Consider the following 20,750-nt stretch of genomic DNA (forward strand, 5'->3'; position numbering starts at 1 on the left):
CTCCGGGCTGCCTGCGCAGGGAGATCAGCCAGATTCACCGCCGGCGCATGCCCGCGAGGTGTCACAAGGCGCGGTCGGGCCAACCGGCGAGGGCGCCTTCGGCTTGTGGCGTGGCCCATGGAAGTCGCCGAGTTGGTCGGCGTACGGTTGCGCGGCGGCAACGACCCTCTTGCCGAGGCGGGTGAGCTGCATGGCGTGCTTGTTCCCGCCGCGCACCAGGAGCTGGCCGTCGAAGTCCCGCTCCAGACGGACGATCTGCAGGGTCACTGTGGACGGGTCAAGGCCCGCGTCGCGGGCGAAGGCCGTCACCGTGGGGTACCGGACGGCTTCCAGGAACCGGCGCAGTCGGCGCTGTCCACCGTAGGTCCCCGCTGCCGGCCGCAAGAGGGCGGGAAGTTGGGCCAGTCTCGCCGCTGCGGTGGCGGTTGTCTGTGGCCTTCTCCTGCGGGTCTGCCGTGGGCGTGACGCATCCGCTGGAACAGCAAGCGGCGGGACTCCGAGGCGCTCGGCCGGAGGCCGGGCAGCCGCGAGGACTTGGTGCCCGAGTTCGGTGGGCTTTATGGGCCGGTTCTTCAGGGTCCGCAGCAGCAGTGGGCCGCCGAGATCCTCCTCAAGACGACGAAGGTGGTTGGTGACGGTGTGCGGGGGCATGGCGAGTGCCGCGCGCGCGTCCTTGAGGGAGGGGTACGCGGCGACTTGCCCGAATTCAGGCCAGTTGCGAAGGACCGAGCCTCTTGATGACGTCGTGCATCTCCGCCTCGTCGGCCTCGTAGACCGTCTCACCCATGCGCGGATCCCGGGCATGAAGCGTATGGATCAGCGGCCCGTGCAGTGTCCCGAGGTGGACCAAAGAGGCCGAAGGACCGTGGACCGCACGCTCGGCACCCGGCCGGACGGTCAGGTCAATGCGGCTGACGACCCCTGGGACAACCGAAACCGTGGCCTGCTCCAGACGCGCCAGAATCTGCAGGTGGAAGTGTCCGCACAAAATGAGCTGGACGTCACTCCCGCGGATCGTCTCGGCCAGGTCCGCATGATTTTGCAGGCCCAGGGCCCGCTGGACATCGACATCCAGGGCGACCGGCGGATGGTGAAACGCCAGCACGGTTCCCAACGGCGCGGGCGTGGCCAGCAGTTCACGCAGCCAGTCGAGCTGGCCGTTGTCCAAACGGCCGTAGCCCTTGCCCGGAACGAGCGTGTCCAGCGTGATCAACCGCCATCCACCCACCGTGCTGACCGCTGCCCGCTCACCCGCCGCCCCCTGATAGGCAGCCTCGGGCTGCCGGTGGCCGCTGCCGAGTACCTCGCCGAACGCGGTGCGCTCGTCGTGGTTACCCGTCGTGTAGAAGACCTCCGCCCCGCGTCGACCGGCGTAGTCGGACAGGAGCTCGCCCGCCCGCGTGTACGCCTCACGAGAGCCGTCATCCGCAACATCACCGGTGACCACCACCGCGTCCAGGTCGTCCAGGTGCTGGAGTTCGTTCAGCAGAAGCCGCAGGGCCGCAGTGCCGTCGGCTCCGTCGGCGTCCGGGCCGCCCGCCCGGTCGAGATGAGTGTCAGAGAGATGCAAGATCCGCATCACCTGAAAGTAGCCTCCACCACCGCACCGGGCCAGGGCCTGTCCCACCAACTGCTGCTGCTGCCCAGGACGAACCAGCGGATCTACAGCCCCACATCCTGATCCGGACCGTCACTGCAGAGGATCCGCACCCATCTCAAATCGCCCACGCCAGCGAAGGAGCCCACCGAGCGGGACCGAACCCTCGCCCTGCACCACTCGCGGCCTCGAGGACCTGACCTGCCAGGGAACTCCCTCCGGTCAGGCGCCTTTGCGGAACTGCTCGGTGATCTGCCGGCCGAGGGCGGGCGTTATGGTGCCCGCGGGCACGGTGACGCCGAGTTGCTCGGCGAGGGTGGGTGCGTAGAGGTCGACGGCGGACTCAGTGAGGTCGGCGAGTGCGGCGACGGCGGCTCGGCCGCGACGCCAGCCGACGAGCATGACCACCAGACCGATCGGGGCCGCCAGCCACCACACGGTGGTGACCAGCAGGTACAGCAGGCCCCAACCGGCGAGAATGCCGGCGCGGTTCCAGGCATCGGCGGCAGAGCGCAGGTCGGCTCTGGCTCCATCCGGGGTGATGAGCTGCAGCCGGGGCCAGAGGGCCGGCAGGTCGAGGCCGTACTGGCCGCGCACTCGGGTCTCCGCGGCGGCGAGCCGGTCGCCCATCCAGGTTGGCCGGCTCGGCTGGGCGGACGCGATCCGGTTGCGGCGCGCGGCGATCGGCGCCGCCATGTCCACCGCGCGGGAAAGGCGCTCCTGCGCCTGCTCCGCGGCGGTGCGGGCCGCGGCGGAGTCCGGCTGCGCCGCCAGTTCCGCGCGGGTGTCGTCGGCAGCGATCCTGGTCTGTTCCACGTCTTCTTGCGCGGCGCGGTAGTTCTGGTCGAGCTCTGCCCAGCGAGTGCGCCGCCACTTGGTCAGGTCCGTGAACGGTCGGCGGTCGGGGTTGATCGTCCACAACCAGCGCAGTGCGGCGCCCACCGCCTGGGCCAGGAGGCCAGCCGAGACCGCGGCCAGCAGCAGGGCCACCAGCACGACGGCGAGCGTCGCGGCCGGCGCACCACCGGCGGCCTCGGCGATCCGGTTGACCTCGTCGACAAGGTGCCGGACGTTCACCGGGTGGCGGTGCCCCAACAGGCTTCCGGCGAACGCCGTGGCCAGCAGCAGCAGGCCCGGCAGCACCACGAGGGTCATCAATTTCTCGGCGAGCTTTGTAGCCAGCGTGGTCAGCAGGGTGGTCACGGTTGTCACGCCTCAAAGACGAGCGGAACAGGGGCGAGCCGGCATTCTGGCACCGGCCCGCCGGGCGCCCTTCGCTCCGCCCGGTTGCACCGACCGTGCGGACAAACGTACCGGCCACCGACTGGCTGTCCGGGCCCGAACGGCCCGCCCATGGGCACTCCTGCGTCGACACCCCGAGTACGCAGTTCCGGGCCGCCGATTTGCCGGCTCAGCTCGACCAGCCGCGCCGCCACGTCCTCGCCGGAGATTGCCGCGGCCACCAGGGCATCCAGGTCCGCCACCCGGCCTTCCTCCAAGGCCAACCGGCGCAACCTCGCCAATTGCAGGCAGAATTGGGCGACCACGTCTGCGGATGTCATGGCGCGCAGTGTCGCATGGCCGGCGGGCCAGGAAGGTCGGTTCCCCGCGATGCAGGACAATCCCGAATTCGCCGAGCTCGTCACTCGCCTGGAGAGGTTCATGGCGACGTCGGATCCGCTGATCCTGCTCGACGACCGGACCCTCGCCCTAGCCCGGCTGCTTCTTCCGTTGGCCCACGACGATGTTCGGGTCGCCCACACGGTGGGCTGGACGCACTGGTATCGCGCGATGGCGGCGCCGAGAGGCCAGGAAACCGCCGATCTGTTCCTGGCGATCGACCTGTTCACTCGGGTGTACGAAGTCGATCCGAGCCAGGTGCCGGCGGAGGTGCGCCGCGAATTCGCCGCCGAGGAGGTGCCAGATCAGTACAGCCGGGAGGAGGTCGGACAGTACGGCCGGGACCGGTTGGCCGAGGCCAGGCGGACCGGGGACCCCGTCGCGCTGCACGAGGCGATCGCCGCGTTCCAACACTCCGCCAACGACGCCCCGGCCAACCACCCGGAGCTGGCGAGCTGGCTGTCCAACCTGAGCATTGCCTTGCAACTGCGGCACCAAGCCACCGGCGACCCGGAAGACCTCGACGAGTCGATCAGTACGGCGCGGGAGGCGGTGGCGCTCACCGAGGACGGGCACGTCGACCACGCCTTCCGAGTCAACGCCCTGGCCACCGCCCACCAGCTTCGCTTCTACCGCGACGACTCCCTCGACGACCTGAACACCGTCATCACGCTGACCCGCCGGGTCGTCGAGCTGACGCCCGCCGCCAATCCCAATCGCGGCGCGTTCATGGCCAATCTCGGGGTCGCGCTTCTGACCCGGCACGAGCGCACGCACGCACTGACCGATCTGGACGAGGCGCTGTCCGTGGGCCAGGGCGCGGCCGACGCGGCGCCGGACGAGCAACGGCCCCGCGCGCTGTCCAACCTCGCGCTGATCTGGCTGCGCCGGTTCGAGGCGTCCGGCGACACGGCGAGCCTGGACCGGGCCCTCGCCCTGGGGCGGCAGGCCGTTCGGACTGTGCGGGATGGCGATCCGCAGCGGTTGGACACGCTGCACAACCTTGCCCTGGTGCGGCGTGTCCGCTACGAGCACCTCGGCGACGTGGCGGATCTGCATGCCGGCATCGCCGTGATCCGGGAGGTGGAGCGGGAGCTGCCCGACGGGCACCCACACAAGGTGATCGCGCTGGACGGGCTGGCGTCGGCGTTGCTGATCCGGCATGACCGGGAAGGGGCCGCCGCGGATCTGGACGAGGCGGTGGCCGCGGCGAACGCGGCCATCGAGCAGTCCGCCGGGGACAGGACCGGCCGACCCGGCCGGCGCAACACCGTGGCCAAGGCATTGCTCCAACGGCACCGCCTGCGCGGTGACCGGGCCGACCTCGAGCGCGCGATCGGCGTCGCCCGGCAGGCGGTCGCCGAGATCGCCAGCGACGATCCGGACCGTGCGCTCGTCCTGGACACGCTGGCCGGCGCCCTACAGCAACGGTTCGAGATCGGCGGGACCCGCAGCGACCTCGACGAGGCGGTCATGGCCTGGCGCGCCGCCGTGGCGTCCACCGCCGGCGAACGGGCCAACCGGGCAGACCTGGTCGGCAACTTGGCTGCCGCGATGACGTTGCGGTACCTCGCTCTGGGCGGTCCCAGTGACCTAGTTGAAGCTGTTGACCTGGCCCGGCAGGCCGTCGAAGCCACCCCGGCGGGGCATCCGAACCGGCCCATCCGGCTGGCGAACCTGGCCGTGGTCCTACAGCAGAGGTACGACGAGCTCGGAGACGCAGCCGAACTGAACGCCGCGGTTGCCGCGCTTGAGGAGACCGTGCGCGCGACTCCGGACGGGCACGGAAACCAGGGGATGTTCCTGTCCAACCTCGCGCTCGCGCTGTCCGCCCGCGACGAGTTGACCGGCAGTGATCTCGACGGTGCCGTCGCGGCCTTGGACGCCGCAGTGCGGGCGACGCCGGCCGATCACCTCCACCGCGCCGCCTTCTTGCGCAATCTCGGCAACACGCTGCATCAGCGTCACCGGCGCAAGGGCACCCCCGAAGACCTGGCCCGGGCGATGGACTGCTTCCGGGCCGCCGCCGCCGTTCCCGCGGCGCCGGTGTCGGACCGTGCGGAGGCGGCCGCGCGCTATGCCGATTTGGCCGTGGGCAGTCGGCGCTGGGCCGAGGCCGCCGACGGCTACCGGATCGTGGTCGAGGCACTACCGCTGCTCGCCGGCCAGCACCAGGCGCGCGCCGACCAGCAGCGCGTGCTGGCCGCCATGACCGGCGTGGGCTGCGACGCCGCGGCGGTCGCGGTTCAACAGGGCGACCCGGTCGGCGCGCTACGCCTGCTCGAGCAGGGCCGCGGCGTGTTAATCGGGCGCAGCCTGGACCTGCGCGGCGAGCTGGGCGCGTTGCGGGACATCGATCCGGCCCTGGCCACCCGGTTCGAGGAACTACGCGACGCGCTGGACACGCCGGCCGGAGCCCAGCCGGGGACCGGGCTGACCAGCGACGCCCGGCACCACCTGGCCGCCGAGCTGGACACCCTGATCGCCGAGATCCGCTCCCAGCCGGGCATGGCGGATTTCCTTGCCCCTCCGGCACTCTCCGCCCTGGCCACGGTGGGTCCGGTGATTGCAGTGAACGCCAGCCGGCACCGCTGCGACGCGCTCATCCTGACCCGAGCCGGAAACGTCGAGGTCTGCCCGCTGCCCGACCTACGCCGAGCCGACGCCACGGCGAGGGCCAACCAATTGATCGACGCCACCCGCCCGGGCGGCACCGGCTCGGCCGCCGACCTCCGCGCGGTCCTGGCGTGGCTCTGGGAAGTCATCGCCGAACCCGTGCTGTCCCATCTGGACATCCAGGCCGGATCCGGGACACCGCCCCGACTGTGGTGGCTGCCGACCGGGCCGCTCACGGTGCTGCCGCTGCACGCGGCCGGCACCTACGACGCCGCCGGACGCCATCGCGGTGTGCCGGACCTCGCGGTGTCCTCAACCGTGTCCACCCTGCGCGCGCTGGCCGCCGCGCATGCCCGGCCAGCCGATCCCGGCCCGGCGACGGTTCTGGCGATCGCCGTCCCGGAAGCCGACGGCCTGCCGCCCCTGCCCAACGCCGAGGCAGAAGCAGCCATGGTTACTGCCGCGATCCCCAGCCAGGCCCGGACACTGATCGGACCCCAAGCGACCCGCGACGCCGTGCTGGCCGCGCTTCCCCGTGCCTCCGTCGCGCACTTCGCCTGCCACGCCACCTCCGAGTTCACCGACCCGTCGACAAGCGGCCTCGCGCTGTCCGACGGCCCGCTGTCCGTGCTCGACCTGAGCACCATCCAGGTAGCCGACGCCCGGCTGGCCTACCTGTCGGCATGCGAAACCGCCAGCGGCGGCGCGCTGGTGGACGAGGCGATCCACCTGTCGTCGGCCTTCCAACTGGCCGGCTACCGGCACGTGGTCGGCACCCTGTGGCCAATCGCCGACGACCTCGCCGAGCAGCTGGCCAGAGCCATCTACACCGACCTCGCCGCCCACCCCGACGCCGTAGCCGCCGCCGTCCACCGCGCGACCATCCACATGCGACAGAAATATCCGCGAAACCCTCACACCTGGGCCGCCCACCTCCACCTGGGCCCCTAGCCCGCCAGGTGTAGCCACTCGCCCGATGACGGCAACCGACCTCGATGCCAGGATGGGCGAGCAGCCACGTGGTCAGCAGCTCGGCGTCCCGGGTGGCTAGCGCGTCGACAAGCCGGTGAGTCTCCCCGTTGGCCAGCACGATGACGTAGATGTGCCCTCGCCTTATCGCGACATCGTCCACGCGCAGCACCCGCCGCGGGGTGTGGCGCACCCAACAGGACTAGCGAGCGGGCCACTTCGCTGCCACGGCGTCCCTGGGCCTGCGACCGCCACCGGGGTCAGCAGGGGCGTATCAGCCATACCCGAAGCCGCCTGGAAACCCGGCAATTCGACCGTGCTGCACGTGTCCTGTCGAGTGGAGTTGGCAGGTCGCGGTTCGCCGACCTGCGGAGGCGCCAACTGGATTGTGAACACCGGTGGCCCTCGTTCTCAGACATGGTGGCCTTCGCGGAAGTCTCGTTCGCGGTCGGGCAGAAGCACCAGGCCAGGAGCAACAACACGCCCGCCGAACGAAGCAAACGCTGCCGCTCAGGACGTGACGCGATGAGAATCAGCCAGCGCGAACGAGAACGGGTGAGAATCCGACAGCCTGAATGCAAAGGACAGGAGCGCGTCTCACCACGCTGTCCTTTGGGCCGGACAAAGGCCACCGTCAACAAGAAAGGGACACGCGAAATGCGAACCTACAAGCCTGTAGGCCCGCATTCGGAATGCCCCGTTCCGTCGTGTCGACCTGGTGGTTTGTGAATTGTCTCATTCGTGGGCCACGGCACGTGCTCTCACGATCTTGTCCCTTCGGTCTGAGTCGCAGGCTGCGAATGATCTGCTCAGACTCACGGAGGGGGAAGGCAGGTTGGGTCGAGTGGGACCTGAAGGTCGACCGGCTCTTCAGGAGCAAAGCGAGGCCGCCCTGCCGCCAACTCGACTTTGATTCAAGGCCGTTACAAGCAACCCTGTAGCTGACCCGCAGGCTGCTCACTAGTACTCCAGCCGTAGATCGTGATCTTGTGAGTGGGGGCGCCGCTGATATGGCGCGGCCACCATTGACCATCTCGACGAAACCGGCCGCGCCATCGGCGGCGTCCATCCCTCTCTGCCTACTTGAGTCCACCGAGACGAAGGGCATCCTCGATCTCGCTGAGCTTCGCGGACGGCAGGACGCCCGCCTGCCCGATCAGGTCTTCCCTGGCCAGGGTGACCAGCCAAGTGCAAGGGATGAGGTCGGGACGTGGAAGTGCGACTCTCAGGACGCCTTCGAGAGGCAGTCCTTCGGGGGCACCTACTGCCACCTCAACGGCCACGCCGCTGAGATCGGTGCCCGCGGGAGCGACGACCTGCATCGCCAAGAAACCGGACGCCTCTTCTCCCGACAGCAGTACGACTGCCCGCTGCTCGTTGAAATCTGCCCACCAGACTTCGCCACGTCGCATATGTCCTCCTGATACGGGACGGCGCGCCTGCGTCGCCCGTTCGACCGCCGCCTACTCCAGGCACAGATCGTAATGTTGGCTGGTCAGGGCCGACGATAAGACGGCTGCGGCCACCGTTGATCATCGTGAGTTGTGTGGACTGACGAAGAGACGGTGGCCCCAGGTCACAGCATAGAACCCGCCCGTTGGCGGGACGCGTTCGAGGGTCTGATGGGCCGGATCGCGGGGCGCTTCGCGCGGGTCGAACCCCGGTGCAGGGCGGCGCGGTTGGTGCTCGGTCTATTGGCCGACCTGCCACGCAAGAACTGCTGGACAATCGCGGAGTGGGCCGGCGAGACCACTCCGGACGGAATGCAGCACCTGTTGGGCCGGGCCAAGTGGGATGCCGATGCGGTACGCGATGACGTACGGGAGTACGTGGTGGAGCATCTGCACGACGACCGGGCGGTACTGGTGGTCGACGAGACCGGGGACGTGAAGAAGGGCACCAGCACGGTCGGGGTGCAGCGCCAGTACACCGGCACCGCCGGGGCCCGTATTTCAATAAGTGCTCGGCAGAGGGGTGTTGGTGGGGGTCGCTCGGGCGTGTAGCTGTTCCAACGTGCGGGCGGCCGATCCGGGTAGAGGTGTGACAAGGATCCGGTGCAGGTCCAGGAGCCGTTTTCCGTCCTGGTACTGGATGGAAAGGTTGGTGCGGTTGACGCCCAGTAATTGGGCCAAAAACGTCATGGTCACCGCTCTGCGGCGGCGCAAGATGGCTGCCAGGAGCCGGTGGAGGTGGTCCACGCTGCTGGTCTGCGGGTGGCGGTAGCTGCGCGGGCGGTGGAAGCGTCGCTGGAATGCTGCCTCGGCCATGGCGTCCCAGAATGGCTCCGAGACCGCCACCAAATGCTCGAAGGCGGTTCGTGACATGCCGGTCAGGGCCGGATCGGTGAGCATCGCGGTCAGGACCGGGTCGATCCGGTGTGTCGTTGCCGGCGCGTCTGGCGCTCGCGGTGGAACGGGAGACAGTGTGTAGTTCCAGTCACCGTGGAAGGCGTTGGGTGTGATCGGAAGGGAGTGGAACTCGGCGGGTGTGACGCTGATGCCGAGGTCGTAGCTGCTTGTGTCCAGTTCGGCCCCGATGGTCAGGCCGGTCTTGGTTGTTGTGGCGGCGATGGTCTCGAGGACGACCTGGTAGCTGGTCAGCGGCCGCCCCCGCCAGTTCGCGGTGATGTGACAGAACATCCGGTGCTCTATCTTGTTCCACTTCGAAGTACCCGGCGGTAGGTGACAGACCGTGATCTCCAGGCCGCTCTCTCGTGCGAAGGTGGCAAGGTTGCTTTTCCAGGTCCAGCGGCGGGGGTCGTTGGAGCCGCCGGAGTCGGCGGTGATCAGGAGCCTGCCGGCATTCGGGTGATCCGCCCGTCCGCGGTGCTGCCACCAGCGTCGGATGGACTCCACCGCGAACTGGGCGGTGTCGTGGTCGGTGCCGACGTTGACCCATCCGGTGTTGTTGGCGATGTCGTAGATCCCGTAGGGGATCGCCATGGGCTGGTCGTTGGTGGTGAACGTGTGGCAGTCCACCTTGATCGCGTTCTTGCCCGGCCGCCAGGTGCGACCCGGCCGGTCCCGGTTGCCGAGCCATTCCTTGGCCTTGGTGTCGACGCTGATCACCGGCTGGGCATCGTTGAGGAACGCGGCGGCGGTGGCATTCAGGTGCGTGAACTGAGCATCGCGGTCCGGATGGCTGATGCCCTCTGTTGTCTTCGCGGTTCCCTGCAGGCTGTAGCCCAGGGTGTGCAGCAGATGTCCGACGGTTGAAGCGCTGATCGGGTGGCCCTGTGCGGTGAGGGTTGAGGCCAGGGCCCGTAACGACAGCGTGGTCCACCGCAACGGGGAGACGGGGTCGCCTCGGGTGTGCGGCTCGATCAGCGACTCCAGCGCGGGCAGCAGACCAGGGTCGGTGTCTGTCAGCCGCTTGCGGCCCGCACCTGGAGACCGGACCCGCAGGGTCGGTGAGGAGCAACCGGCCAACTCGGCCATACCTCGCGCGATGGTTGCGGTGCTGGTGCCGGAGGCGGCGGCGACCCGGACGATCCCGCTGCGGCCGAGGGCCGTCGCCTCACTGGCCAGGTACAACCGACGGCGGCGCTCATCGAAGTGCGGCAGGATCTGATCGAACTTGGCCCGCAGAGCACGAGCGGCAACGTGGCCTGCCAGACACGGGGTCATATCTCAGACTCCCACCAACACCCCTCTGCCGAGCACTTATTGAAATACGGGCCCCCGAACGCATCGAGAACAGCCAGGTCGCCGTCTACCTCGCCTATTCCAGCCCGCACGGCCACGCGGCGATCGACCGGGAACTGTATGTGCCGCGCTCGTGGACGCAGGATGCGACCCGCTGCCGGCTGGCCGGGATTCCCGAGGACGTCGGCTTCGCCACGAAGCCCCAACTCGCCGCACGCATGATCAACCGGACCCTGGATGCCGGGATCCAGGCGTCCTGGGTGGCCGCGGACGAGGTCTACGGAGCCAATCCGCAACTGCGGGGCGCGCTGGAAGACCGCCAGGTCGGCTACGTCCTCGCGGTCGCCTGCGATCACCAGATCGCCACCCGGGCGGGCAAGATGCGGGCCGATGCCCTGGTCAAGAAGCTGCCGAAGCGGGCCTGGCAGAAGCTCTCCGCAGGCGCCGGCGCCAAGGGGCACCGCTTCTACGACTGGGCCCTGGCCGACGTCGCCGACGACCGTCCCGGTCATCGCTATCTGCTCGTTCGCCGCAACCGTAGCAGCGGCGAACTCGCCTTCTACCGCTGCTACTCGGCCGACCCAGTTCCGCTGGCCACGTTGGTGCGGGTGGCCGGGCGCAGATGGACCGTCGAGGAGACGTTCCAGGCCGCCAAGGGCCTGGCCGGGCTGGACGAACACCAGGTCAGGCGTTGGACGTCCTGGCACCGCTGGGTCACCCTCGCGATGCTCGCCCATGCCTTTCTGGCCACGACCGCCGCACACGAACGCGACCACCAGCCGGGCTCGGACGGGCTGATCCCGTTGACCTGCAACGAGATCCAGCACCTGTTCACCGCACTCATCACCACCGTCCGCTCAGCCGCACATCACCTCGGCTGGTCCGACTGGCGACGACGCCATCAAGCCCGCTCCCGGGCCTGCCACTACGAACGGCAGGCCGCCCATCACCAATGAAGATCACGATCTACAACTGGAGTATTAGGTGCCCACCCAACGCGACGACGTCCCCGAGACCGTGGGCCTCGGGGACGTCGCTGAGATCTTCTGACTGATACCAGACGGCATCCTGCCTCACGGCCGGGTGTCCCCGTGAGGTGCACCCGAACTGAGGTCAGGGGTTCATAGCCCTTGAATTTCTCCACAGGAACTCGGCACGCCCACGATGCACACGAAGATGCGTACATCCGCCACGAAGTGGCCCTGGCCTGCGCTGCTTATCCTGTTGTACTTGTTGAGGTGCGAGTAATCCCATCGCTGGTTCGCGCCGTCCCATTTGCTGTACTTGGTGTAGAGCGAAACGCCTTTGCCGTCCCTGCAATAGTCGTCGACGTCGAAATCCCAGTTTGTGTCGTAGAACTTCTTCCCTTGAGCTGCGCCTGCCTCGTAGTAATAGTAATAGCCCAGGGCATCACCACAAACTTTACTGTCCCTCGTGTGAGCAGTGAATTTCCCGCCGCCAGCATGCGCAGATCCCGGGATTGCGACAGCCAGCGCTGCCCCCGCCACCAACACCCCCGCAGCTCGCAGCGCGTTCCTTACCTGTCCTCGCGACCTCATGATTTTCCCCTTTCGAGTCAGCACTCAGATCGCACCATCCGATCGACCCCAGACCCCTGCCAGGGCGCACGGCCCCGCAGTGAAGCACGATGACGGCGGCTGAATGCGCGGTCTCACAATCAGCTTGTGGTGCCCTGTCGGTACATGCGGGCAGGTCACACAGAGCAGGGCAGAATGCCCGTGTCCTCGGATATTTCGCCGAAGTTGGCCCACGACATCCAGCCGTGGGTCTCGGTGCCTGCCTGACGGACGTAAATCCAGTCGTTCCCGTAGGAGTTGATGACATAGCAGTGGAAGTACAACTTGGTGCCGGAGCTGAGGCTTTTCACATTTCCGCAGGACGCGTAAGGGGCCTTCTTGAGGTTGTACGTCCCGTTCAACTTGCCCCAGCCGGTGGAGTTGTTCTCGTGGTACGGGGGCGTGCAGTCGACTGCGGCGGAAGTCGGGCGGGCATCCGCTGTTGCCGTGGCGCCCGTCCCGGTCAGGAGTCCGACCGCGACGATACCTGCAGTGAGAACCGTGCTGATCTTGGTACGTGTGAGCATCATTCTCCTTCGTGGTCGCTGGACGGCCTTTGCCGCCGGAATGTTCGAAGTCTCCGTGCATGTTTCCTCGACTGCATCTCCAGGCTGGGCCCAAATGACGGGCCCTAGTAGGGGGACGCCGGCCCGCGGCCACGGTGGCCACTGGGGGCGTCCTGGATCGAGTTCACCGGGTTTGGGGTTGTTGCACAGCCGTGTCCCGGGCGTGAAACAAAGCAGGTCACACCTTTGGTTGGCGAGATGGCGTCTTTCGCGGCGGTGGGGCTCATCGTCACGACCCGAGCAATTCATCCGTGGTGCTGATGCGTGGATAGCGCTGCGCTCCAGATGCTTAGAACGTACGGTCCGCCGCGTACGACCCGCGTCCCACGCGGGGTTGAACTCCCGTGCAGACCAGCGCGGTAGCCGCCCGGTTCCTGCAACTTCCGCGGTACCGCAGGAGTTTGACGCCCATCTACCGGAGCCGGCTTTACGCTGCTGCGATGCGGATCCGCCCCCTCGCCGTTGACACGCTGATCGCGGCGGCGCTGACCAGTGTGGCCCTGCTGCTGGGACCGGAGGCCGCGCGCCAGGGGCAGAATCCGCTCGATGCGACCGCCTATGCGCTGGTGGTCCTGGTCCATCTGCCGCTCGTGCTCCGCAGCCGGGCCCCGGTCGTGGTCTGCTGCCTCGTGCACGCCACCTGGCTGGTGTACATCACCGCCGGTTACTGGGCCGTGGTGTGCAGCTTCGGCCCCATGCTCGCCGTCTACACCGTCGCCTCTCTGCGAGCGCTGCGCGTCTCCGTCCCCTGCGCCGCGCTGATGGGCGGGGTCTGGATCTACGCGGGTGCCGTGAGCCACACCGACGGCTGGCCGTCCGTCATCGGGCAGGCCGTGGTCTACCCGGCGGTGCTGTGGCGGTTCGGCGTTCTCGCCCGCCGCTCGGCCGAGCTGACCCGGCAGTTGCGCCGGGAACAGGCCGAGCGCGCCCGGCGCGAGGTCGCCGAGGAGCGCGGCCGGATCGCCCGCGAACTGCACGATGTGGTCGCCCACCACATGTCCGTGATCTCCGTGCAGACCGGTCTCGCCCGCTTCGTCTTCGACACCGACCGGGACACCGCGCGCACCTCGCTCGAGACCATCGACGCCACCGGCAAGGAGGCCCTCGAAGAGCTGCGCCGCATGCTCATGGTGCTGCGCGCCGCCGATGACGGCGCCCCGGCCGCTCCGATGCCGGGCCTCGCCCGTCTCGACGAGATGGCCGAACGCATCCGCACCGGCGGTGTCCCGGTCGCCCTCGCCGTCGAGGGCACCCCGCGCCCGCTCGCCCCCGGCGTCGAACTGTGCGCCTACCGGGTGGTGCAGGAGGCGCTCACCAACGTCCTCAAACACGCGCACGGCGCGAGTGCGGAGGTACGGCTGAGGTATGAACCGCAACAGGTGACCGTTTCGGTCACGGACGACGGAGAGGGGGTGAATCCGGACAGAGTACGGAGCGACGGCGGGCACGGCTTGCTTGGCATGCGCGAGCGGGCCAAGCTCTACGGCGGGCAGATCACCATCGGCCCGCAGGAGCAAGGGGGCTTCGCCGTGCGGCTGACCCTGCCGACCTCCGCGCGGGCCGCAGGGCGGGGGGACGACGCCACCACATGACCACCGTGCTCGTCGTCGACGACCAGTTCCTCATCCGGGCCGGACTGGTCGGGCTGCTGCGCGCCGCACCCGGCATCGAGGTGGTCGGCGAGGCCGGCGACGGCGCGGAGGCCGTGGCACTCGCCGCCGAGACCGCCCCCCAGGTCATCCTGATGGACATCCGGATGCCCGGCATGAGCGGCATCGAGGCCACCGAACGCATCCTCGCCCAGGCCGCCGAGCCCACGCCCCGGATCCTGGTGCTGACCACCTTCGACCTCGACGAGTACGTGTACGGAGCACTGCGCGCCGGAGCCTGCGGGTTCCTGCTCAAGGACTCCGGCCCGGAACGGCTGCTCGCCGCGGTAACCGCGGTCGCCGGCGGCGACGCGCTCTTCGCACCCAGCGTCACCCGCCGCCTGGTCGAGGCGTACGCCCGCCAGACCGCCAGCGAACAGCCCGCGGACCTGGATGCTTTGACCTCCCGCGAGCTCGAGGTCCTGAAACTGATCGCACGCGGCCTGTCCAACCTCGAGATCGCCGACCACCTCTATATCAGCGAGGCCACCGTCAAAACCCACCTCAACCGCACGATGACCAAGCTGGACCTGGACAGCAGGGCGCAGGCGGTAGTGGTGGCGTACGAATCCGGTCTCGTGACCCCTGGCGGATAGCAGCCGGGTGCTCTGGCGGCCCCATGGACTTGGAGGCTTCAACGGAACCATCTGGTGGATCCAAGGTCAAAACTGCTGGAATCAGGTGCACTTCGCGAAGGTTGCCTTGTTGTACCAAAGAGGCTGTCGATCGCCGTCGAGGTACAGGTTCCAACGCCCGTCATCGGTGCGTTTGAAGTACAGGGGTTCACCCACGGACTGATAAACGATCATGTGGTTGGAGCCTGCACCCCCTGTCAGGTACTTACTTGCCGCGCCGAAAGTCTCGCGTCCTACCTTGCCGTCGACCTTGCTGACGTCGATCTCAGTCCACTGCCACTCCTTGGTTGCAGCAACAGTGTTGGGGCCGAACCAACAGTCGATCTCGTTCCATCCCGGTCGGATACGGCCAGATATACGTGCAAGAGGGTGGCGCCCTCATGCCAGCGGGCGTCGGCGTGCTTGAAGACGAAGGGCTTCATGACGCGTCACGGTATCGCCCGTGCAATCGAACTTACCCTTGTTTCATAGGAGTTCGGCCCTGTTTGTCGGCGACTTCGAGCGCCTGCCGCGTGAGCCGTTGCATCAACTCCAGTAGGACTCCGTTAGGTTCGTATTGATAGCGTGCACCCTGACCGCGACCTGGCAGTTGGCCTGCTTGCCCAAAGCGCCGCAGTGCTGGGGAGCGACCGCCACCGACATCCGTCCGTCTTTGGGGGGCTGATGGCTTGCTAACCCCCGGGGCAGTGTCGACGGAATGTCCCAGGGGTCGGGTGCAGAAAGTCAGCCCGGTGGCCGATACGCGGATAGCATATCAGCGGTAGCGGCTGCAGTGCTCGATGACAACACTTTTGGTGAGACACACCTGCACTACTACGTTCTCCCTCTGGGTGAATGATTTTTGGACCTGTTGCCACTCGCCCTTGGGGCATGCCTCTGGCTCAAGCGGAATGCGGTGTCCATCCTCCTTCACCACAACCTGCACGCAGTACCCGTCGGCCTCACGATCCGTCAGGCTTCCAGTGACCCGGCCGTCGTAACGGCCAGGGTTGCCAGAGCCCCACCACTCGACCTTCACCTTCGCGTAGCCGCCAGGTGCCCGATCCGATGTGTACATCTCCACCGTTCGGCTCGCCTGGATATTGACATCTGCTTGCACCGGTGTAGCACTGCCCATTCCGACCAAAAGTAGAGCAGCACTAGCGCCAATGGCGGCTATGTTTTGCGCCCTCATGAATTCCTCCTGTAGTCGGTTATCGCTTCGACGGAACGCCGCTATGCCTGAGAACCTGCTCGCTACTGGACCAGCAGGTGAATGCAAGTCATGACGACAGGTCAGCGGCACAGCACCCTGCACGGCCTGCAATCGTCCGCTGTGCCATTCGCCGCTAAGCAGCCACTTCTGGCTGGCGAGGTGGCCTGATCTTGTCTTCACCGGTCGAGGCATACGGCAACACACTGCTGCTGGGCTCGCCGGCGCACGTCAAGCTTTCATGCAGGCTGACGCTTCGCCAAGCTTTTCGATGCTCATGGAAAAGCACTCAGGAGACGTTTCAGTGCAGCGGAGGCGGTCTATGGGCGTGGTGAGGATCCACTTCACGCAACAGGACTTGGCGCGGGTCACCGTGGGCCAAGCCCCGGATCCGATGCTGGAAACCATGATGAGTCTGCGGATGCTGCAACGGCAGTCGGAAGGGACGGTGTTTGACGCCTGGCAGCCCTGGGCTCGGGCACGCTTCCCCCGGAACGCCCGCCCCGTGCTCGCGCTCGTCCCCCCGGACGTGTACCTCCCTGACTTCCTCACCCCGAAGGACACAGGGGGCGGGCTGGGGGATGGGATTGACGCGCTGCAGGGCACGCCCCGCTCCCAACTTCGGAAGGAGCTTGCGGAGCTGTCTGCCTACCGGAGGCCGCCGTCGTGGGCCGGCTCGCTCGCCCAAGGCGAGCCCCAGACCCTGCGCGTCGTGGGCCGGGCCGTCCGCGACTACCACCAGGCGGTGATCGCACCAGTCCAGCAACACCTGCGCGAGCAGCTCGACCTCAACAGCGCGCACATCCTTCAGTCGTTGGCCCGCACCGGGCTCGACACCACTCTGAACAGTCTTCACCCCACCATCCGCTGGCGCCCCCCAGCCCTGGAACTGCGATACCCCGGCTTCATCGGGTTCGAGTTTCACCTCAACGGACGCGGCTTCCACATCGAGCCGTCCTTCTTCTGTCACCCCGGCCCGATGGTGGCCGACACGATTCCATTCACACTGACCCTCCCGCTGGCGCACCACAGTGTCTGGCAACCGCCTGCAGCTGCCGCACGGCTCCGCCCGCCGCAGTCTGTCCAAGCCCTCGACGCCCTGCTCGGCAGCACCCGCGCCGCAGTACTGCGGGCCGTGGTGGCAGCCGGTCAGCAGACCACCACCGACCTGGCGCAACACACCGGAATCTCTCCCTCGACGGTCAGCCACCACACCGCCATCCTGCGCGACGCCGGCCTGCTCACCACCCGTCGCACGGGCACCAGCGTCAAACACGCAGCAACAGCGCTCGGCCTGCAACTCGTGCGACACCCCCAAACAGGCCGAAGCGACACTGAACCGGATTAATCGACGACTAACGACACGGTCGGCGATGGGTGTAGCTCGTTCCCTGGGAAGCGCTGAGCTGGTAGTTCGCTGATCGGGGCTGTAGTGGAGTTGGAGTTGCTGGCCTCCTGCCATGACGGGGTAGCAGGCGGTGGCGATGGTGTCGTGCGTTGACCGAGGAGCTTGCGGCGCGGGAGGCGGCTGCCGGGCGCATGGTTCGCGCGCTGATCGGGGTGCGCCAGATCATGGGGTGAATGACAGCAGCCGGATGACCGGTCGCGCGGCGTTCCCGGCATCGTCGCCGAGGTTGGCCGGAAGCGCGCCGCTCAGCCACAGGCCGGCGAAGCCGTGGACGATCGACCAGGCGGCCAGCTCGGAGGTTTCGGTGGCGGCTGTCGACAGCACCGCGGTGAGTGCCTGGTCGGCGCGCTCCCGCGCGGCGATCAGTTGCGGGTCGTCGGCGTGGTGCAGGCCAGGCTGGAACATCACTTCGAAATGTGCTGGGTGTCCGACCGCGAACCGCACGTATGCCACGCCGGCCTCGACAAGGTCGTCACCTGCGGCGGTCACGGCGTCGGCCAGCAGGTCGTAGCCCTCCGCCGCCAGTGCGGTGAGCAGGCCGGGCTTGGCGCCGAAGTGATGCTTGAACGCGGCGTGCGAAACCCCGGCGCGGCGGGCCACGTCGCGCAGGCTGAGCGCGGCAGGCCCGCCGCCCTGCTCGATGGCTTCGACGGTTGCCGCGAGCGCGGCCCGGCGCAGGTCTCCGTGGTGATACGGACGATCGGTCATGCTCTAAATCTTACCGTTGACAACATTGCAGGGCCAAGGCTATCTTTCCATTGGAAACTTCCGTGAAGGTCAGATGGAGGTCCCGATGGAACCCCTCCTCGCACTCCTGATTGGCTTCGGTGCCGCCCGGCTGGCCGGATTCGCCGGCATCGACGCACTGGACGGCTGGCATCCGGCGCTGCGAGTAGGGCTTGCGGTGATGTTCCTGCTCACCGCGTTTGCCCACTTCTATCCGAAACTCCGCGCCGACCTCATCGCCATGGTCCCGCCGGCGCTACCGCGTCCCGACCTCCTCGTCACGCTCACCGGAATCCTCGAACTCGCCGGAGCCGTCGGCGTCCTCATCCCGGCGACCGCGCGCCTCGCCGCGATATGTCTCATCGTGCTGATGGTCGTGATGTTTCCGGCGAATGTCTCAGCCGCCCGGCGCAATGCGGCCCAAGGTGACCCGATCGGTCGGCGTGCCGCGTTGCAACTGGTCTTCATCGCCGCGGCGGCACTCGTCATCCCATGAAGTGCTGCTTTGCGCCAGCAGGCGTACAGTCCCAGGACATCTCGGCAGGGTGTGGCTGTCCGGCTGGGAAGTGCTGAGCTGCCAGTTCGCTGATCGGGGCTGTCGTTGGACCGCTGCCCTCCTACCGTGACGGTGGAGGAGGCGGTGTCGATGGTGTCGCTGATCGAGGAGTTGGAGGCTCGGGAGGCCGCGGCCCGGCTGCGGAGGAAGTTGATGGAGGCCAGCGGCTCGACTTACAGGTGCAGGAGCACGTCGACGGGTTCCGGCTTTGGGGGCTCCGGGCGCATGCCGAACAGGTGGCGGCACTCGACGAATCCTTTGATCAAGACGGGCTGCTGGTCCTGTCGGCGCCACGTATCGGCGGTAAGCACCCCATCGTGGGCCTCGACCAGGCGGCCGTCGACGGCGAGGCGCCGTACACCGTTGGCCTGGTATCCGAATTTCTCGGAGACGCGGCGGGAGGCGGCGTTGTCCGCGAAGGCGGTCGAGGTGACCCGCTCGGCGACGAGGCAGGCGAAGGCGAGATGGAGGGCTGCGGCGCGCATCTGGGTGCCGAAGCCGCGGCCCTGGAAACGCCGCCCGACCCAGAAGCCGGTGCGGGCTTCGCGCGTGACGCGGAAGTCGCGGGCGGAAAGGTTCTGTTGGCCGATCACCTGGCCGTTGTGGAGAACGGCCAGGTGGAGGCGCCAGTTGTCCTCTCGCCAGTCACCGCGGGCCCACCAGTGGTTCTGAACTACGTTGCGGGCTGTCTGCTCGGGAGTGCCGGAGGCCCAGGACTGCGGGAAGTACACGGCGCCCGGTGGGACAACGCCGTCGGCCGCCACCTGCGCGAGCTCGTCATCGTCGGGGACGTGCAGGACCAGGTCGGGGGTGGTGAGCGTGAGCTGGGTGAGCGGCCAGTGGCGCATGGGTGCCCTCCGGGGATGTCAGAAACCGTCGATGCCGATCACGTTGCCGAACGGATCGGTGAGCTGTGCGATCTTGCGGCCGGTGCCGTCGCCGACGTCGAGGGGGCCGCGGTGGTGGGTGCAGCCGGCGTCGAGGAGGCGCTGTCGTACGGCGTGGACGTCGTCGACGGACCAGTACGGCACGGGGCTGCCGCCGCGCCGGTTGCGTTTCTCGTCCAGCGGGTGGAAGCCGAACTCCACGCCGGCGACGTCGAGCCAGGCGTACACGGAGCTGCCGTCGACGTCGAGGTGAACCTCGGTTTCGAGGACACCGGCCCACCAGCGGGCGGACTTCTCGGGGTCCTCGGCGAAGATCATGATGGCGCGGATGCCGTTGAACACTGGTGCCTCCGTCGGTCACTGGTCGACGCCGCGGAGGGAGGTGAGACCGGTGGCCTCGGCGAACGCAATCAGCGCACGCACGAGGTCGGCGTCGCTCCACTGGGCGCCGAGATCGTTGGTGTGACGACGGTATGCCTGGCGGGTCCAGCGCGGGGACAGCGCACGCCCGTTCACCTGCGCGAGGTAGGCGAGGGTGATCAGGTCGGGCAGTCCGGTCAGGTCTGGGCGCAGGGTCTCGGCATCGATGAGCGCGAGGCGTTTGTCGGGGCGGCGTCGGCAGTGGTCGGTCTTGAGGTCGAGGTGGCCGAGGGGCACGTGGTCGTCGCCGTGGGCGGCGGCGGTCAGTTGCAGCAGCTCTCGCCACGCGGCGGGAGCTCGGACCCACGCGGGTGCGGGCGAGTTGGCCGCGCTGGCCAGGCGCCAGGGGCTCATGGTCTCGGCGGTGTGCTGGAGCCACCGGGTTGGTGAGGTGTGGATGGCTGCGACGGTGGCGATCAGCTCCTCGAATCCGTCCTGGTGGTCGATGTCCGCGCCCTCGTCGAGGAAGTCGACCACCAGGGTGCGGCTGGTGTCGCTGGCGCTGTGCAGCTCGGGCAGGACCCGTTCGGCGTCCAGGAGCTGGTAGGCGAGGACCTCGCCCGAGGTAGGCGGCCTCGTCGCCGTGGCGCTTGAGGAGCTGGCGGGGCGGGGTGCCGAGCGTGAAGGTCGCGGTGCGGTAGCGGGCGGTCAGGCAGCGCACCGGCCCGGGTGCGGCCGGGTGATGGCG

Annotated in this window: 17 protein-coding genes and 5 pseudogenes; 7 read left to right on the forward strand and 15 right to left on the reverse strand. The window is 68.0% G+C overall.

Features of this window, described 5'->3' with window-relative positions; genetic code table 11:
- Positions 1–24 precede the first annotated feature (24 nt).
- From AB0I98_RS38430 to AB0I98_RS38450, 5 genes and pseudogenes are all read right to left on the reverse strand, one after another.
- Positions 25–384, reverse strand: a complete 360-nt coding sequence (locus AB0I98_RS38430; protein WP_362950057.1) for a LysR family transcriptional regulator — start codon at positions 382–384, stop codon at positions 25–27.
- 168 nt (positions 385–552) lie between these two features.
- Positions 553–804 (reverse strand): annotated as a pseudogene (locus AB0I98_RS38435) (LysR family transcriptional regulator); the annotation flags it as partial.
- The gene (locus AB0I98_RS38440) at positions 707–1,627 is read right to left on the reverse strand and encodes a metallophosphoesterase (protein ID WP_362949999.1); all 921 of its coding nucleotides are present in this window, start codon (positions 1,625–1,627) and stop codon (positions 707–709) included. The pseudogene AB0I98_RS38435 and the gene AB0I98_RS38440, both read right to left, overlap by 98 nt.
- 192 nt (positions 1,628–1,819) lie before the next feature.
- The gene (locus tag AB0I98_RS38445; protein WP_362950000.1) at positions 1,820–2,809 is read right to left on the reverse strand and encodes a hypothetical protein; all 990 of its coding nucleotides are present in this window, start codon (positions 2,807–2,809) and stop codon (positions 1,820–1,822) included.
- Positions 2,806–3,159: a hypothetical protein gene (locus AB0I98_RS38450; protein ID WP_362950002.1), complete on the reverse strand. Its 354-nt coding sequence runs from the start codon at positions 3,157–3,159 to the stop codon at positions 2,806–2,808. The genes AB0I98_RS38445 and AB0I98_RS38450 overlap by 4 nt, the downstream gene beginning before the upstream one ends.
- 49 nt (positions 3,160–3,208) lie before the next feature.
- Here AB0I98_RS38450 and AB0I98_RS38455 point away from each other — a divergent pair, with 49 nt between their 5' ends.
- Entirely contained in the window at positions 3,209–6,784 is a 3,576-nt protein-coding gene (locus AB0I98_RS38455; protein ID WP_362950004.1) for a CHAT domain-containing protein, read from the forward strand.
- A 1,097-nt stretch (positions 6,785–7,881) separates the two neighbouring features.
- On the opposite strand, the gene AB0I98_RS38460 is transcribed toward AB0I98_RS38455, so the two are convergent.
- The gene (locus AB0I98_RS38460) at positions 7,882–8,214 is read right to left on the reverse strand and encodes a type II toxin-antitoxin system PemK/MazF family toxin (RefSeq protein WP_079076564.1); all 333 of its coding nucleotides are present in this window, start codon (positions 8,212–8,214) and stop codon (positions 7,882–7,884) included.
- A gap of 210 nt (positions 8,215–8,424) precedes the next feature.
- Between AB0I98_RS38460 and AB0I98_RS38465 the strand changes: the two are divergent.
- A pseudogene (locus tag AB0I98_RS38465) lies at positions 8,425–8,745 on the forward strand (transposase); the annotation flags it as partial.
- On the opposite strand, the pseudogene AB0I98_RS38470 reads toward AB0I98_RS38465, so the two are convergent.
- Positions 8,745–10,428: pseudogene (locus AB0I98_RS38470) on the reverse strand (ISAzo13 family transposase); the annotation flags it as partial. The pseudogenes AB0I98_RS38465 and AB0I98_RS38470 overlap by 1 nt on opposite strands.
- Before the next feature lie 59 nt (positions 10,429–10,487).
- On the opposite strand from AB0I98_RS38470, the pseudogene AB0I98_RS38475 reads away from it, so the two are divergent.
- Positions 10,488–11,402, forward strand: a pseudogene (locus AB0I98_RS38475) (IS701 family transposase); the annotation flags it as partial.
- Positions 11,403–11,567: 165 nt separating this feature from the next.
- Here AB0I98_RS38475 and AB0I98_RS38480 read toward each other — a convergent pair.
- Entirely contained in the window at positions 11,568–12,029 is a 462-nt protein-coding gene (locus tag AB0I98_RS38480) for a hypothetical protein (RefSeq protein WP_362950006.1), read from the reverse strand.
- A gap of 131 nt (positions 12,030–12,160) precedes the next feature.
- Complete coding sequence (locus AB0I98_RS38485) at positions 12,161–12,550, reverse strand: hypothetical protein (RefSeq protein WP_362950008.1); 390 nt, start codon at positions 12,548–12,550, stop codon at positions 12,161–12,163.
- A gap of 479 nt (positions 12,551–13,029) precedes the next feature.
- Here AB0I98_RS38485 and AB0I98_RS38490 point away from each other — a divergent pair, with 479 nt between their 5' ends.
- Both AB0I98_RS38490 and AB0I98_RS38495 read left to right on the forward strand, forming a co-directional pair.
- A complete protein-coding gene (locus AB0I98_RS38490; RefSeq protein WP_362950009.1) occupies positions 13,030–14,181 on the forward strand; it encodes a sensor histidine kinase in 1,152 nt (383 codons plus the stop codon).
- Positions 14,178–14,834: a response regulator transcription factor gene (locus tag AB0I98_RS38495; RefSeq protein WP_362950011.1), complete on the forward strand. Its 657-nt coding sequence runs from the start codon at positions 14,178–14,180 to the stop codon at positions 14,832–14,834. Before AB0I98_RS38490 ends, AB0I98_RS38495 begins: the two co-directional genes overlap by 4 nt.
- A 606-nt stretch (positions 14,835–15,440) precedes the next feature.
- On the opposite strand, the pseudogene AB0I98_RS38500 reads toward AB0I98_RS38495, so the two are convergent.
- Both AB0I98_RS38500 and AB0I98_RS38505 read right to left on the reverse strand, forming a co-directional pair.
- Positions 15,441–15,530: pseudogene (locus AB0I98_RS38500) on the reverse strand (transposase); the annotation flags it as partial.
- Between the two features lie 97 nt (positions 15,531–15,627).
- Positions 15,628–16,047 (reverse strand): hypothetical protein, encoded by a 420-nt coding sequence (locus AB0I98_RS38505; RefSeq protein WP_362950012.1) that lies wholly within the window; start codon positions 16,045–16,047, stop codon positions 15,628–15,630.
- A 340-nt stretch (positions 16,048–16,387) separates the two neighbouring features.
- On the opposite strand from AB0I98_RS38505, the gene AB0I98_RS38510 reads away from it, so the two are divergent.
- Positions 16,388–17,413 (forward strand): helix-turn-helix domain-containing protein, encoded by a 1,026-nt coding sequence (locus AB0I98_RS38510; protein ID WP_362950014.1) that lies wholly within the window; start codon positions 16,388–16,390, stop codon positions 17,411–17,413.
- Positions 17,414–17,635: 222 nt separating this feature from the next.
- Here AB0I98_RS38510 and AB0I98_RS38515 read toward each other — a convergent pair whose 3' ends face one another.
- The gene (locus AB0I98_RS38515) at positions 17,636–18,181 is read right to left on the reverse strand and encodes a TetR/AcrR family transcriptional regulator (RefSeq protein ID WP_362950016.1); all 546 of its coding nucleotides are present in this window, start codon (positions 18,179–18,181) and stop codon (positions 17,636–17,638) included.
- A gap of 16 nt (positions 18,182–18,197) precedes the next feature.
- Here AB0I98_RS38515 and AB0I98_RS38520 point away from each other — a divergent pair, with 16 nt between their 5' ends.
- Positions 18,198–18,695: a DoxX family membrane protein gene (locus tag AB0I98_RS38520; RefSeq protein WP_362950018.1), complete on the forward strand. Its 498-nt coding sequence runs from the start codon at positions 18,198–18,200 to the stop codon at positions 18,693–18,695.
- A 233-nt stretch (positions 18,696–18,928) separates the two neighbouring features.
- Here AB0I98_RS38520 and AB0I98_RS38525 read toward each other — a convergent pair whose 3' ends face one another.
- Genes AB0I98_RS38525 through AB0I98_RS38535 form a run of 3 tightly spaced genes read right to left on the reverse strand, consistent with a single transcriptional unit; the run spans position 18,929 to position 20,539 of the window.
- Positions 18,929–19,603: a GNAT family protein gene (locus AB0I98_RS38525; RefSeq protein WP_362950020.1), complete on the reverse strand. Its 675-nt coding sequence runs from the start codon at positions 19,601–19,603 to the stop codon at positions 18,929–18,931.
- Between the two features lie 18 nt (positions 19,604–19,621).
- Positions 19,622–19,984 (reverse strand): VOC family protein, encoded by a 363-nt coding sequence (locus AB0I98_RS38530; RefSeq protein ID WP_362950022.1) that lies wholly within the window; start codon positions 19,982–19,984, stop codon positions 19,622–19,624.
- Between the two features lie 15 nt (positions 19,985–19,999).
- Positions 20,000–20,539: a hypothetical protein gene (locus AB0I98_RS38535; RefSeq protein WP_362950024.1), complete on the reverse strand. Its 540-nt coding sequence runs from the start codon at positions 20,537–20,539 to the stop codon at positions 20,000–20,002.
- Positions 20,540–20,750 lie beyond the last annotated feature (211 nt).

It is taken from the genome of Streptomyces sp. NPDC050211 (genome assembly GCF_040656035.1).
GTDB lineage: Bacteria > Actinomycetota > Actinomycetes > Streptomycetales > Streptomycetaceae > Streptomyces.